This window comes from Pseudarthrobacter sp. NPDC059871, from assembly GCF_042731175.1.
GTDB lineage: Bacteria > Actinomycetota > Actinomycetes > Actinomycetales > Micrococcaceae > Arthrobacter.
On the sequence record NZ_JBHWJV010000012.1, the window covers coordinates 52,719 to 66,032 of the forward strand.

At 65.7% G+C, this 13,314-nt stretch carries 11 protein-coding genes; 6 read left to right on the forward strand and 5 right to left on the reverse strand.

Going from position 1 to position 13,314, the window contains the following annotated elements:
* The first annotated feature begins 10 nt into the window (after positions 1-10).
* On the forward strand, positions 11-511 hold the full coding sequence (locus ACFV4R_RS16320; protein WP_377203471.1) for a GNAT family N-acetyltransferase: 501 nt from the start codon (positions 11-13) through the stop codon (positions 509-511).
* On the forward strand, positions 504-1,823 hold the full coding sequence (locus ACFV4R_RS16325) for an alpha/beta fold hydrolase (RefSeq protein WP_377203513.1): 1,320 nt from the start codon (positions 504-506) through the stop codon (positions 1,821-1,823). Before ACFV4R_RS16320 ends, ACFV4R_RS16325 begins: the two co-directional genes overlap by 8 nt.
* On the opposite strand, the gene ACFV4R_RS16330 is transcribed toward ACFV4R_RS16325, so the two are convergent.
* The 4 genes from ACFV4R_RS16330 to coaE all read right to left on the reverse strand — a co-directional run bounded on the left by ACFV4R_RS16330 (position 1,809) and on the right by coaE (position 7,983).
* Positions 1,809-3,230 carry an MFS transporter gene (locus ACFV4R_RS16330; RefSeq protein WP_377203470.1) on the reverse strand — a complete coding sequence of 474 codons (1,422 nt, stop codon included), beginning with the start codon at positions 3,228-3,230 and terminating at the stop codon, positions 1,809-1,811. The two genes, ACFV4R_RS16325 and ACFV4R_RS16330, sit on opposite strands and share 15 nt — an antisense overlap.
* A 109-nt stretch (positions 3,231-3,339) precedes the next feature.
* The gene (locus ACFV4R_RS16335) at positions 3,340-4,368 is read right to left on the reverse strand and encodes a TerC family protein (RefSeq protein ID WP_377203469.1); all 1,029 of its coding nucleotides are present in this window, start codon (positions 4,366-4,368) and stop codon (positions 3,340-3,342) included.
* 205 nt (positions 4,369-4,573) lie between these two features.
* A complete protein-coding gene (gene uvrB, locus ACFV4R_RS16340) occupies positions 4,574-6,688 on the reverse strand; it encodes an excinuclease ABC subunit UvrB (RefSeq protein ID WP_377203468.1) in 2,115 nt (704 codons plus the stop codon).
* A gap of 80 nt (positions 6,689-6,768) precedes the next feature.
* Positions 6,769-7,983, reverse strand: coding sequence for a dephospho-CoA kinase (gene coaE, locus ACFV4R_RS16345; RefSeq protein ID WP_377203467.1), 1,215 nt, complete (start codon positions 7,981-7,983; stop codon positions 6,769-6,771).
* Between the two features lie 94 nt (positions 7,984-8,077).
* On the opposite strand from coaE, the gene ACFV4R_RS16350 reads away from it, so the two are divergent.
* The 4 genes from ACFV4R_RS16350 to ACFV4R_RS16365 are packed head-to-tail and all read left to right on the forward strand — an operon-like array spanning position 8,078 to position 11,559.
* Positions 8,078-9,016 (forward strand): ABC transporter ATP-binding protein, encoded by a 939-nt coding sequence (locus tag ACFV4R_RS16350; protein WP_377203466.1) that lies wholly within the window; start codon positions 8,078-8,080, stop codon positions 9,014-9,016.
* Positions 9,013-10,311, forward strand: coding sequence for an ABC transporter permease (locus ACFV4R_RS16355; protein WP_377203465.1), 1,299 nt, complete (start codon positions 9,013-9,015; stop codon positions 10,309-10,311). Before ACFV4R_RS16350 ends, ACFV4R_RS16355 begins: the two co-directional genes overlap by 4 nt.
* A 44-nt stretch (positions 10,312-10,355) precedes the next feature.
* Positions 10,356-11,057, forward strand: coding sequence for an IMPACT family protein (locus ACFV4R_RS16360; RefSeq protein WP_377203464.1), 702 nt, complete (start codon positions 10,356-10,358; stop codon positions 11,055-11,057).
* Positions 11,041-11,559: a GNAT family N-acetyltransferase gene (locus ACFV4R_RS16365; RefSeq protein ID WP_377203463.1), complete on the forward strand. Its 519-nt coding sequence runs from the start codon at positions 11,041-11,043 to the stop codon at positions 11,557-11,559. The genes ACFV4R_RS16360 and ACFV4R_RS16365 overlap by 17 nt, the downstream gene beginning before the upstream one ends.
* A gap of 101 nt (positions 11,560-11,660) precedes the next feature.
* Here ACFV4R_RS16365 and rpsA read toward each other — a convergent pair whose 3' ends face one another.
* Positions 11,661-13,136: a 30S ribosomal protein S1 gene (gene rpsA, locus ACFV4R_RS16370; RefSeq protein WP_056078912.1), complete on the reverse strand. Its 1,476-nt coding sequence runs from the start codon at positions 13,134-13,136 to the stop codon at positions 11,661-11,663.
* Between the last annotated feature and the right edge of the window lie 178 nt (positions 13,137-13,314).

The following is a 13,314-nucleotide window of genomic DNA, read 5'->3' on the forward strand; positions in this document are numbered from 1 at the left end:
AGCTCGGACGATGAGTGTAATCCGCCCCGCAACCGAGCACGACGTCCCGGCAATCCTCCGGATGATCCACGAACTGGCGCACTACGAAAAGGAGCCTGACGCGGTCCGGAACACACCGGAACTGCTGCAGGCCGCCCTCTTTGGCGATAACCCGCGGGTGTTCGCTGCAATGGCCGAAAATGCGGCAGGCGAAGTGCAGGGCTTCGCGCTGTGGTTCCTGAACTACTCCACCTGGGAGGGCGTGCACGGCATCTACCTGGAGGACCTCTACGTCAGCCCGGAGGCGCGCGGCGAGGGGCACGGGAAGGCCCTGTTGAAGCACCTGGCGGGTATCGCCGTCGAGAACGGCTACGCCCGGGTGGAATGGAGCGTGCTTGACTGGAACGAGCCCTCCATCAACTTCTACCACAGCCTGGGTGCCCGGCCGATGGACGGGTGGTCGACGTTCCGGCTCACCGGCGAAGCCCTGGATCAGTTTGGCAGCCCAGTTCCGGCCGCGGTCCATGGCTGAGGCGGGCCACCGGATCCGTGCCCGGCATGAGTTCCGCGGCATGCGCACCGTGGAGCACGTCTTCACCGTGCCCCTGGACCATGCAGCCGCCGCCGGGGACGCAGAAACCATCACCGTCTTTGCCCGCGAGTACGTTGCGGCCGGCCACAGCGCCGAGGAAGCGGAAAACCTGCCCTGGCTGTTGTTCTTGCAGGGCGGCCCGGGAGGGCGCGGCAACAGGTTCGGGACCCTGGGCGGCTGGAGCAAGGCAGCGGCCAAGGACTTCCGTATCCTCATGCTGGACCAGCGCGGAACCGGCCTGTCCACCCCGGCCGACCGCCATACCCTTCCGCTGCGTGGGACGGCCGCCCGGCAGGCCGCCTACCTGGAGCACTTCCGCGCGGACTCGATCGTTGCCGATGCAGAACTGATCCGCAAAGCACTGGGTATTCCGTACTGGACCATCTATGGCCAGAGTTACGGCGGGTTCTGTGCCCTGACCTATCTCTCTTTCGCCCCGGAGGCTCTGCGCCAGGTGCTCATCACCGGCGGGCTCGCCCCGCTGACGGGTCCGGCGGACGATGTATACCGTGCCACGTACCAACGGGTTGCGGCCCGGAACGCGGAGTATTTCTCGTGGTACCCGGAGGACCGGGAGGCGTTGGAACGGATCGCCCGGCACCTGCGCAGCACACCGGAAGCCCTGCCCGACGGAAGCCCGCTCACAGTGGAGCGGCTGCAGATGCTGGGTGCGTTTCTGGGCGGTAACACCCGGGTGGACAGCCTCCACTACCTGCTCGAGGACGCCTTCACGGACACCCCCGAAGGGCCCCGGCTGTCGGACGGGTTCCTGGAGCAGGCGCACGGCGTCGTCTCGCGGGCGTCCAACCCGCTGTACGCACTGATGCATGAGTCTATTTATGGCCAGGGCCAGGCAACGGACTGGGCCGCCTTGCGGGTATTGGACGAGTACCCGGAATTCCGGCCGGACGCCGAACCGCTGCTGCTCACGGGCGAGATGGTCTACCCCTGGTACTTCGACCAGGACCCCGCGCTGCGGCCGCTCCGGGAGGTGGCCGGATTGCTGGCCGCCAAGAACGACTGGAAGCCGCTTTACGACGTCCGCAGGCTCGCCGCCAACCGGGTTCCGGTGGCCGCTGCCGTCTACTCGGACGACATCTACGTGGACCGGAAACTCTCCCTGGAGACTGCAGCCACGGTCCGCGGCCTCCAGGTCTGGGAAACAGGCGATTTCCACCACGACGGAATCGCCGATGACGGTGAAGGAATCTTCGCGCGGCTGCTGGGAATGGTGGCGTCAGGCCGCCGCTGATTGCCGGTGCGCCGAAACCCAGGCCATCGCCGCGGCCGCCAGGACACAGGACGCGATAGCCCCGGCAAGCATGTTGAGGCCGAAGTATCCCGCCCCACTCAGGACCAGGCCGGAGGCCGCGCCGCCCACGGCTCCTGCCGCACCCATCAGCATGTCCGAGACCCCTTGGACCACCACGCGTGCGTCCTGCCCCACGCTTTCGGCCAGCAGCGTGGACCCGGCCACGGTGGATGCTGACCAGCCCAGTCCCAGCAGCACCAGCCCTGCGGCCACCGCAGCGGTGGAGTCCTGCCCGAAGCCGGCCACGGCGACGCCCGCAATCAGCGTGGCGCAGCCGAGTATGATCGTTTCCGTCCTCCCTGCCCTGTCCGTGAGCCATCCCATGACTGGGGACAGGGCGAACATACCGGCGATGTGCAGTGAAATGGTGAAGCCGATGATCACCAGGGCACCGCCATCGGCTGCGTGGCCGGCGTGCGGCATGCCGGGCCCTTCCACCAGGTGCTGCAGGTGCAGCGGCGTCATGGACATTACACCCACCATGACGGCGTGGGCACCAACCACCGCGGTGACGGCCAGCAGCGCCATCCGGGAACCGCGGATGGCGCGCATGCCGGTGCTGAGCCTCCCTGCCGGCTTCGGCCGAAGACGCGTGCCGATACCGGCACCGGCTGCACGGTCAGCCCCGGCGGAGTGGGCGGTCACGTCCCGGTGATCCGCGGCCTCCTTCCCGGCCGCGTGCGGGTAGGACTGGCCTGCCTGCCCCGCGGTGCGCGTTGCAAGTTCCCGCGCCAGCAGCAACGGGTCCGGGCGCAGGCCAGCGAGCACAAGGATGATGGCCACCACCAGTCCGGCGCTGGAGATGACGAACGGACCAGCCACCGGCGGCAGTCCCAGCGCCAGTCCGACGGCGGCTCCCGGCTGGATCAGGTTCGGCCCGGCCACAGCGCCGATGGTGACCGCCCAGACAACCGTCGCCAGTGCCCGTCCGCGGTGTCCGGCGTCGGCCAGGTCGACGGCGGCGAAACGGGCCTGCAGGTTCGCTGCGGTGCCTGCCCCGATGCCCGCCGCACCCAGCATGAGGAGCACGAACACCCCGGTCACGACAGAGGTCACCATCAGGAGCGCGCCGGCCAGCGCCGCGAGCATGCCGGCCACCTGGCCTGCCCTGCGGCCCCTGCGGTCCGCCAGTGCGGCCAGCGGCAATGCCGTCACGGCGGCACCGAGGGTCATGACTGTGGCCACCGCTCCTGCCCAGGCGCTGGAGCCGGACAGTTCGACGGCAAGGATGGAGCCGATGGAGACCGTGGCGCCCGTGCCGATGCCGCCAAAAACCTGCGCCGCAGCCAAGAGGGCCACGGTGCGCCGCTGCACCCTTTCAACCTCGTGCTCCGCCATGATGGCCATGGACCGAGCATAGTCCCGTGGAACTCCGTCCAGGAGGGGTTAAGATAAAGACCGCAGTCCCGGCGCTGATGCTGCCGGGACTGCGGTCTCTTGAAACGGGAAGGAGTATCTATTCGGCGTCGCTGTGGCTCTTCCGGACATCCTCTTCGAGGCGCGGGTCAATGTGGGCTTCCTTGGCCTTGGAGCTGAGCAGGCTGGCAACGACGGCGATAATGATGGTGCCGACGATGACCGCGAGGGACACGAACGTGGGGATCTCGGGTGCCCATTCGATGTGCTTGCCGCCGTTGATGAACGGCAGTTCGTTCACGTGCATGGCGTGCAGGACCAGCTTGACGCCGATGAACGCCAGGATGACGGACAGGGCGTGCTTCAGGTACACCAGGCGGTTCATGAGGCCGCCGAGCAGGAAGTACAGCTGGCGCAGGCCCATGAGGGCGAACAGGTTGGCGGTGAACACGATGAACGGGCTCTGGGTGAGGCCGAAGATGGCGGGGATCGAGTCGACGGCGAACAGCAGGTCCGTCAGGCCGATGGTGATGAACACGATCAGCATGGGGGTGAAGACCTTCTTGCCGTTCACCGTGGTGCGGAGCTTGCCTTCGTCGAACTTCTCCGACATGGGGATGACCTTGCGGATCCGGGCGATGAGGGGGTTTTCCTTGTCCTCTTCGTCCTCGCCTTCATCCTGCGCCTGCTTCCACGCGGTCCACAGCAGGAACGCACCGAAGATGTAGAACACCCAGCTGAACTGCTCGATCACGATGGCGCCGAGCAGGATGAAGATGCCTCGCAGGACCAGGGCGATGATGATGCCCACCATCAGCACTTCCTGCTGGTACTTCCTGGGCACCGAGAACCTGGCCATGATGATGATGAAGACGAAGAGGTTGTCGATGCTGAGGCTGTACTCAGTGACCCAGCCTGCAACGAACTGGCCGCCATACTCGTGGCCGGCGAAGATAAACATGGCGCCGGCAAACAGCAGGGCCAGGGTGACGTAGAACGCCACCCACAGTCCGGCTTCCTTCATGGACGGTTCGTGCGGGCGCCGGACGACCAGGAGAAGGTCGATCAGGAGGATCAGGCCGAGGACGACAAATGAGCCGACCTCGAACCACAAGGGCAATTCGAGCACAGGGGTAACCTTTCGCGGGGTACAGAGATGCGGTGTAAGTCTCTCCGGCCAGCCTGTGCACTTGGTGCTGATGCGGCGGGCCCGCTACGCCCGGCTGGGCAACTATGCCCTGCGTGTTGACGATCGTAGCGCTTTGGGATACTCCCCTACGTGACGTTAACTGTACCGCAGGGCAGCTGGATGCGACCCCGTGGTGGCGTTTGTGTCAGGCGTGGCCGGCGGCCTGCATCTGGCGCAGCTCCTTCTTCAACTCGCCCACCTCGTCCCGGATCCGGGCGGCCACTTCGAACTGCAGTTCCGCCGCAGCCCCGTGCATCTGCTCGGTCAGCTGCGCGATCATGCCCACCAGGTCCTCTGCCGGTGCCGCGGCCAGGCCGTCCGCCCTTACCTGCGCAGCGCCCTTCTTCGCACCGGGCTTGTTTGCCCCCGTGATGCCGCGCTTGCCCTTGCCGTAGTCGAAGCTGCCCAGCAGCGCATCGGTGTCGGCATCTTCCTTGGCCAGCTGGTCCGTGATGTCGGCGATCTTCTTCCGCAACGGCTGCGGATCGATCCCGTGCTCGGTGTTGTAGGCCACCTGGATGGCGCGGCGCCGATTGGTTTCATCGATGGCGTGGGCCATGGAGTCCGTGATCCGGTCCGCGTACATGTGCACCTGGCCGGAGACGTTACGGGCCGCACGGCCGATGGTCTGGATCAGCGACGTGGAGGACCGGAGGAAGCCTTCCTTGTCGGCATCGAGAATGCTGACCAGGGAGACCTCGGGCAGGTCAAGGCCCTCCCTCAGGAGGTTAATGCCGACGAGGACATCGAAGGTCCCCATCCGCAGCTCCCTCAACAGCTCCACGCGGCGCAGGGTATCGACGTCCGAGTGCAGGTATTCGACTTTGACCCCGTGGCCCAGCAGGTAGTCCGTGAGGTCTTCGGCCATCCGCTTGGTGAGGGTGGTCACCAGGACGCGTTCGTTCTTTTCGGTACGCGTCTTGATCTCGCCCAGCAGGTCATCGATCTGCCCCTTGGTGGGTTTGACCACCACCTCGGGATCGATCAGGCCCGTGGGCCGGATGATCTGCTGCACAAAGCCGTCAGCCTTGCCCAGCTCGTATTTGCCGGGCGTTGCCGACAGATAGACCGTCTGGCCGACCCGCTCAAGGAATTCGTCCCACTTCAGCGGCCGGTTATCCATGGCGGAAGGCAACCGGAAGCCGAAGTCCACGAGGTTCCGCTTCCGGGACATATCACCTTCGTACATGGCGCCGATCTGCGGCACGGTCACGTGGGATTCGTCGATGACCAGCAGGAAGTCGTCCGGGAAGTAGTCAAGGAGGCAGTGCGGAGCGGTGCCGCGGGCGCGTCCGTCAATGTGGGACGAATAGTTCTCGATGCCGTTGCAGAAACCCATCTGCTGCATCATTTCCAGGTCATAGGTGGTGCGCATGCGCAGCCGCTGGGCTTCCACGAGCTTGTTCTGGCTCTCCAGCACCTGGAGCCGCTCGGCGAGTTCGTCCTCGATGCGCTTGATGGCGCGGGCCATCCGTTCCGGACCGGCCACATAGTGCGAGGCCGGGAAGACGTACATTTCCTCTTCATCCTGGATGATTTCGCCGGTCAGCGGGTGAAGGGTCTGGATGTTTTCGATTTCGTCGCCGAAGAACTCGATCCGGATGGCGAGTTCTTCGTACATGGGGATGATTTCCACGGTGTCGCCGCGGACACGGAATGTGCCGCGGTGGAAGTCCATGTCGTTCCGGGCGTACTGCATGGAGACAAACTTCCGGAGGAGGTCGTCCCGGTTCATTTCGGCGCCCTTGCGCAGCGTCACCATGCCGGCGATGTACTCTTCCGGAGTGCCCAGGCCGTAGATGCAGGAGACGGTGGCAACCACAATGACGTCGCGCCGCGTGAGCAGGGCGTTCGTGGCGGAGTGCCGCAGCCGTTCGACTTCCTCGTTGATGGACGAGTCCTTCTCGATGAAGGTGTCCGTCTGTGCGACGTACGCCTCAGGCTGGTAGTAGTCGTAGTAGGAGACGAAGTATTCCACCGCGTTGTTGGGCAGCAGCTCACGGAATTCGTTGGCCAGCTGCGCGGCGAGGGTCTTGTTCTGGACCATCACCAGGGTGGGCCGCTGCACCTGCTCAATGAGCCAGGCGGTAGTGGCACTCTTGCCGGTACCCGTGGCGCCCAGCAGCACCACGTCTTTCTCGCCGTTGTTGATCCGCTCCGTCAGGTCGGCGATGGCGGCAGGCTGGTCGCCGGCCGGCTTGAACTCGCTGATGACTTCGAAGGGCGCTACAACACGGTTGATATCCTGCGCAAGGCTCATGGATCTAATCTACAACCGGGCACTGACACTGGGCGGTCCAGTCCGTTACGGGCGAACAGCCCAGCGCGGTATTGGCGCCTTCAGGGTGCGTACGACGGCGGTTCCCACCCGGTTGCGGTGGCCCACGCTGTCATGGCGGGCCACGCGACATCCGTGAACCACGGTTCCTTGGCTTCCGCATACGGCCTGGTGCTGGCGGCGCCGGCGAATCCGTGTGCGAGTTCAGCCTTATGCGCCGCGTACAGCCGCCGCGCCTGCCCGTCTTGCCGCAGCCAGTCCCGGAACAGCAGGGCGTAACGCCAGCCGGGAGCGCCTGCCACCCGCACGTGGATGTTGACTGCCCTGCCGGGATCGGCGTTGGCGTGGAACCGCTTCTGCCACTGCCCCGGGTCGGGGTCGGTTGGTTTCGGCGTGTCCTGGCCGGCGCCGGGCACCAGGGGGAAGCCTGCAGCACCCAGCATCGGCGCCAGCCTGTCCGCAGCGTCCAGTCCGGACACCGCAACCTGCAGGTCGATGACGTCCTTCGCGGCCAGGCCCGGGACGGAGGTGGAACCGACGTGGTCCACTGCGAGGATTGCCCCGGGTGCCGCAGCCATGAGCCTCGCGGCGATCCGGGCGGCCTGCTGCGGCCAGTCGTCACGGTACGCCTCCAGTACGGGCGCACCGGTCCGTGCGGCCCGCACGCCGGCTGCCAGGTTCCGGGCGTACGGCAGCAGGCGGGTCTCCCAAAGGCTGTCCACCTGCTCCAGCACGTGCTGCAAGGTGCCGGAGTTGTCCAGGACGACGTCGGCCGCGGCCAGCCTGGTATCCCGCGGGGCCTGCGCTGCCATCCTGGCGCGCGCCGCTTCAGCGCTCATGCCCCGCAGTTGCTGCATCCGCTCAATCCGCAGCGCGTCCGGGGCATCCACCACCAGGACGAGGTGGAAGTTGCTGCCCTGGCCGGTCTCCACCAGCAGGGGAATGTCCTGGACCACCACCGCATCTTCCGGCGCGGCTGCCGTGATGGCCGCCGCCCGGGAGCGCACCAGCGGATGCAGAATGCCGTTCAATACGGCCAGGCGGTCCTTGTTGCCGAACACCGCTTCTCCTAGCCGCGGGCGGTCAAGCCGGCCTTCGGCGTCGAGCATGTCCTGGCCAAACTCGGCAACGATGCGTTCCAGGCCTTCGGTGCCGGGCTCCACCACCTCGCGGGCGAGTGCATCAGCGTCCACCAGGACCGCCCCGCGCTCCTTCAGCCGGGAGGCAACCACCGACTTCCCCGACGCGATCCCGCCGGTCAATCCGATCTTCAGCACCGTCCCAGCCTAGACGGACGGCGGGCGGCGCCGCGCCACGTTCCGGCTCGCGCCGCAAGGCCGGGACGGCAGCATGGTTGGGTAATCTGAGTCCATGACTGCAGGGGGTGCGGCCACGGAGCCGCTGGTCCACATCAAGGATTTCCGGATGGATTTCGGTGACGCCACCGTCATCAGGGACCTGTCCTTCGATGTGCGTGCCGGGGAAACGTTCGGGTTCCTGGGGAGCAACGGGTCAGGGAAGACCACCACGCTGCGGGCCCTGCTGGGGATCTACCAGCCCACCGCAGGGACGCTCCACATTGGCGGGAAACCCTTTGAACCCAGCGACGGCGCCCGGCTGGGTTACCTGCCGGAGGAGCGCGGGCTGTATAAGAAGGAACCGGTCCTGGACGTCATGGTCTACTTCGGCCGGCTCAAAGGCCTGGGCAAGGCACAGGCCAAAGCCTGGTCCCTCGACTACCTGGAGCGCGTTCAGCTGGCGGACAAGGCTGCCGCCAACCTGGACAAGCTTTCCGGTGGCCAGCAGCAGAAGATCCAACTCGGCGTCACCATCATGAACGCCCCCGAACTGCTGATCCTGGACGAACCCACGAAGGGCTTCGACCCCGTGAACCGCCGCCTGCTGATGGACATCATCGAAGAACAGAAGCTGGCCGGCGCCACGGTCATCATGGTCACCCACCAGATGGAAGAAGTGGAACGGCTTTGCGACCGCGTCATCCTCCTCAAGGACGGCACCTCCCGGGCCTACGGCAAAGTGGAGGAGGTGCAGGAGCAGTTCGGCGGAACCGTCTACCGGGTGGATTACGACGGCGTCCTGCCCCACTCCACCCAGTACGACATCGCGCTCGACTCGGGCGGGTACGCTGAGCTGGCACCACGTCCGGGTACAGGGCAGGCTGCCGTCCTGCGTGAGCTTGTCACCGCCGGTGTCAGCGTCAGCAGCTTCACCACAGCCCGCGTTTCCCTGGATGAAATTTTCATCAGGGTCTACGGCGAACAGGACCAACCCGTGGAGGCCCGGCCATGAGCTCTGCACCAACACGTTCATCGTCCACTCCGCCCATCCCGGCCCGGCGCCCGGCCGTGCGCTGGCACAACCTGGGCACCGTGGTGGGGTTTGAGTTCTTCCGCACCACCAAAAGACCCCGGTTCTGGATCGCCACACTGGCCATCCCCGTGGTGACGGCCATCGTCTTCGCCCTGATCTTCGTCAGCAACAGCTCCACCAGCGCGTCCGCGGACGCACAGAAGAACGCAGCACTGTCATTCACCTACACGGACGCGTCGGGGATCATCCCGGAGGCCGCCGGCCGGGCAGCCGGCGGGACCAAGGCGGCCAACCCGGAGCAGGCACTCGCTGACGTCAAGGCCGGCACGGTGGACGCCTACTTCGCCTATCCGGCGAACCCCGCCGCCGAACCGGTGCAGGTGTACGGCACGGACCGCGGTGTCTTCGCCAACGGGACCTACGAAGCGGTGGCCAAGCAACTGCTCATGGTGGCGGCTCAGGCAGACATCGGCTCCCCGCAACTGACGGCGGCAGCCAGCGGGAACGTCAAGGTGCACACCGAGACCTACCGGGACGGGCAGGCTTCCGGTGGCTTCGGGGCGGCTGTTCCGCCGCTGATGTTCCTGGTGCTTTTCTACGTGATGATCATCCTGCTCTCGAACCAGATGCTGAACAGCACGCTGGAAGAAAAGGAGAACAGGGTCACTGAAATGATCCTGACCACGCTGAACCCCACCACCCTGATCATCGGGAAGATCATCTCGCTCCTCCTGGTGGGCCTCGTCCAGATTTCGGTGTTCCTGGCACCGGTCGTCATCGGCTTTGCCTTCTTCAGGGACAGGCTGTCCCTGCCGGACATCAACCTCTCCGACGTGGTGTTCGAACCGGGACCGCTGCTGGTGGGCGCACTGCTGCTGCTGGGCGGCTTCCTACTGTTCACCGCAGTCCTGGGTGCCATTGGCGCGGTGATGCCCAACGCCAAGGAAGCCGGCGTGGTCTTCGGCCCGCTGATGGCTCTGATCTTCGTGCCGTTTTACGCTATCAGCCTCATCCTGAGCGACCCACAGTCCCCCATCGTGCAGGCGTTCACCTACTTCCCGCTCTCGGCGCCCGTGACCGCCATGCTCCGGAACGGCTTCGGAACCCTCAGCCCCGCCGAGTCGGTCATCGTGATCGCCGAATTGTTCATTGTCGGCGTCCTGATGCTGCGCTTGTCTGTGCACCTGTTCCGCTACGGCTCCATCCAATACACCGGCAAACTCTCGCTGGCCAAGACACTGCGCCGCCGTCCGCGCGAGACCGCAGGCAAGTAGCGCCGCCGCAATAGCGGCCCGTCAGCTGCAGTTAGACTGGGCCCGTGGTGGAAGCAGCGGAGGCCGGGAACAGCAGGGCCACGGCCTACACCACCCTGTCAGCCGGGGAAGACTTCCGGCAAGAACTGGAGATTAAGCGCTCTCGGTTCATCACCGTGCTGCGCCGGTGCGGCAGCGAAGACGAAGCCCGTTCACTGGTGGCAGACCTCCGCCGCGAGTTCCACGACGCCAGGCACCACTGCTCCGCGTTCGTGATCGGACCAGACCGGGACATCCAGCGCTCCAGTGACGACGGCGAACCCTCCGGAACCGCCGGCATCCCTATGCTGGAAGCCCTCACCAAGAAGGAAACCGTGCCCGGGGCCACGGACCTCAGCGACGTCAGCGCCGTCGTCGTCCGCTATTTCGGCGGCATCCTGCTGGGCGCCGGCGGCCTGGTGCGTGCCTACTCCGAATCTGTGTCCTCGGCGCTGGCCTTGGCACCCCTGGTGCGGCGCAGCCGGCTGCGGATCTGCGCCATCCCTGTGCTGCACGGCGCTGCCGGACGGCTTGAGAACGATCTCCGTGCCGGCGGTTTCACCATGGCGGGCACCAGCTACGGTGGCAGCCATACAGTGCTGCGCATCGCGGTGCCGGACACCGGCGCTGAAGTCTCCGCCGCGGCCGAACGGGTGCTGGGCCTGACCGCCGGATCCGCCACGCTGGCCACTGAAGGAACGGAGTGGATTGATGTGCCCAAAGCCTGAACCGCCACACGGCCCCGGCGTGACGCTGGTGGACGTCGATGAGCTGGTGCTGGAACAGCTGCTGTCCCTTGCCCACCGGGACGCGTCCCCGGACGAAGTGGCTCCCCCGCTGGGAGGGCCCGGCTGGAACCCGGAACGCACGGCATGGTTCCGCAACTACCACCGCGAAGCCGCAGCCGGACTGGACGGGGCGGCCGGGGAAAAGAGCTGGGCGGTCTTCAGCGCCGGCCACGCCGCAGGGTCCGTGCGCCTCAAACGGGTGGCACCGGCGGAGGTCCCCACGGCAGAGACCGGCATCTGGCTTGGACGGACCTACCGGTCCCGGGGCATCGGCAGCGCCGCGCTGGCACTGGTCCTGGAACACGCCCGCCGGGCGGGACTCTCCCGGGTGACCGCCCGGACCCTGGCCGGCAACCGGGCCGCCCAGCAACTGCTGGCCTCAGCCGGCTGCCGCCTCACTCCCGACGACGACGGCACCGTCCTCGCCGTCGTCGACCTCTGAATCCGCGAACCCGCAGCCCGGCCCCGACCCCCTTAAACCAACAGGCCCCCTGCCGTGCGGGCAGGGGGCCTGTTGTGCCAGCCCCGAAGGGCCGGTGGCAATTAGTTGCCGGTCAGCTTCTCACGCAGGGCAGCAAGTGCCTCGTCCGAAGCCAGGGTGCCGGCACCGGAATCGGTGGCAGCGGGCTCCGAGGAGTAGCTGGTGGTACCCGAGTCGCTGTCACCGGACGTTGCTGCTGCAGCGTCGTCGGCGGCGTGCTGGGTAACCTGCTTCTTGTGGGCTTCCCAACGGGTCTGGGCGTCAGCGTACTGCTGCTCCCAGGCGGCGCGCTGGTTCTCGTAGCCTTCAAGCCACTCGTTGGACTCGGGATCGAAGCCCTCGGGGTACTTGTAGTTGCCCTCTTCGTCGTACTCTGCGGCCATGCCGTACAGAGCGGGATCGAATTCGGTGCTGTCGGCGTCGACGCCCTCGTTGGCCTGCTTGAGGGACAGCGAGATACGGCGGCGTTCCAGGTCGATGTCGATGACCTTGACGAACAGTTCGTCGCCAACGGAGACAACCTGCTCGGCCAGTTCAACGTGGCGCACGGCGAGCTCGGAGATGTGGACCAGGCCTTCGATGCCGTCTTCGACGCGGACGAACGCACCGAACGGAACCAGCTTGGTGACCTTACCCGGAACAACCTGGCCCAGGGCGTGGGTGCGGGCGAAGGTCTGCCACGGATCTTCCTGCGTAGCCTTGAGCGACAGGGAGACGCGCTCGCGGTCCAGGTCGACCTCGAGGACCTCGACGGTGACTTCCTGGCCAACTTCGACAACCTCGGACGGGTGGTCGATGTGCTTCCAGGACAGCTCGGAAACGTGAACCAGGCCGTCTACGCCGCCCAGGTCCACGAAGGCACCGAAGTTGACGATGGAGGAAACGACGCCGGGACGGACCTGGCCCTTTTCCAGCTTGTTGAGGAACGTGGAGCGGACCTCGGACTGGGTCTGCTCGAGCCATGCACGGCGGGAGAGCACAACGTTGTTGCGGTTCTTGTCCAGCTCGATGATCTTGGCTTCGATCTGCTGACCGATGTACGGAGCAAGGTCGCGCACACGGCGCATCTCGACGAGGGATGCGGGCAGGAAGCCGCGCAGGCCGATGTCGAGGATAAGACCACCCTTGACAACCTCGATGACGGTACCGGTGACGACACCGTCTTCTTCCTTGACCTTCTCGATGTCGCCCCAGGCACGCTCGTACTGAGCGCGCTTCTTGGAGAGGATCAGACGGCCTTCTTTGTCTTCCTTGGTGAGCACCAGGGCTTCGACCTGATCGCCAACGGAGACAACGTCTCCGGGATCAACGTCGTGCTTGATGGACAGCTCGCGGGAGGGGATGACACCTTCGGTCTTGTAACCGATGTCGAGCAGAACTTCATCGCGGTCGACCTTGACGACGGTACCTTCGACGAGGTCTCCGTCGTTGAAGTACTTGATGGTCGCGTCGACTGCTGCGAGGAAGTCCTCAGCGGTACCGATGTCGTTAATGGCGACTACGGGGGTACCGGGCTTCTCGGTGGAGGTGATGGTCATGTAGTAGGGGCTCCGTTGTGGATAGTTAGTCGGTCAGGCCAACCGGCGCGCCCGCGTCATGGAACGCAGGCGAGATTTTCGGGAAATCCGATGGATTCCCCGGGTCATCCTGATTTATGGATTGATGTACTGAGGTTTTTTATGACCACAGAAGCGTGCACGTGGTACACGCCCGTTT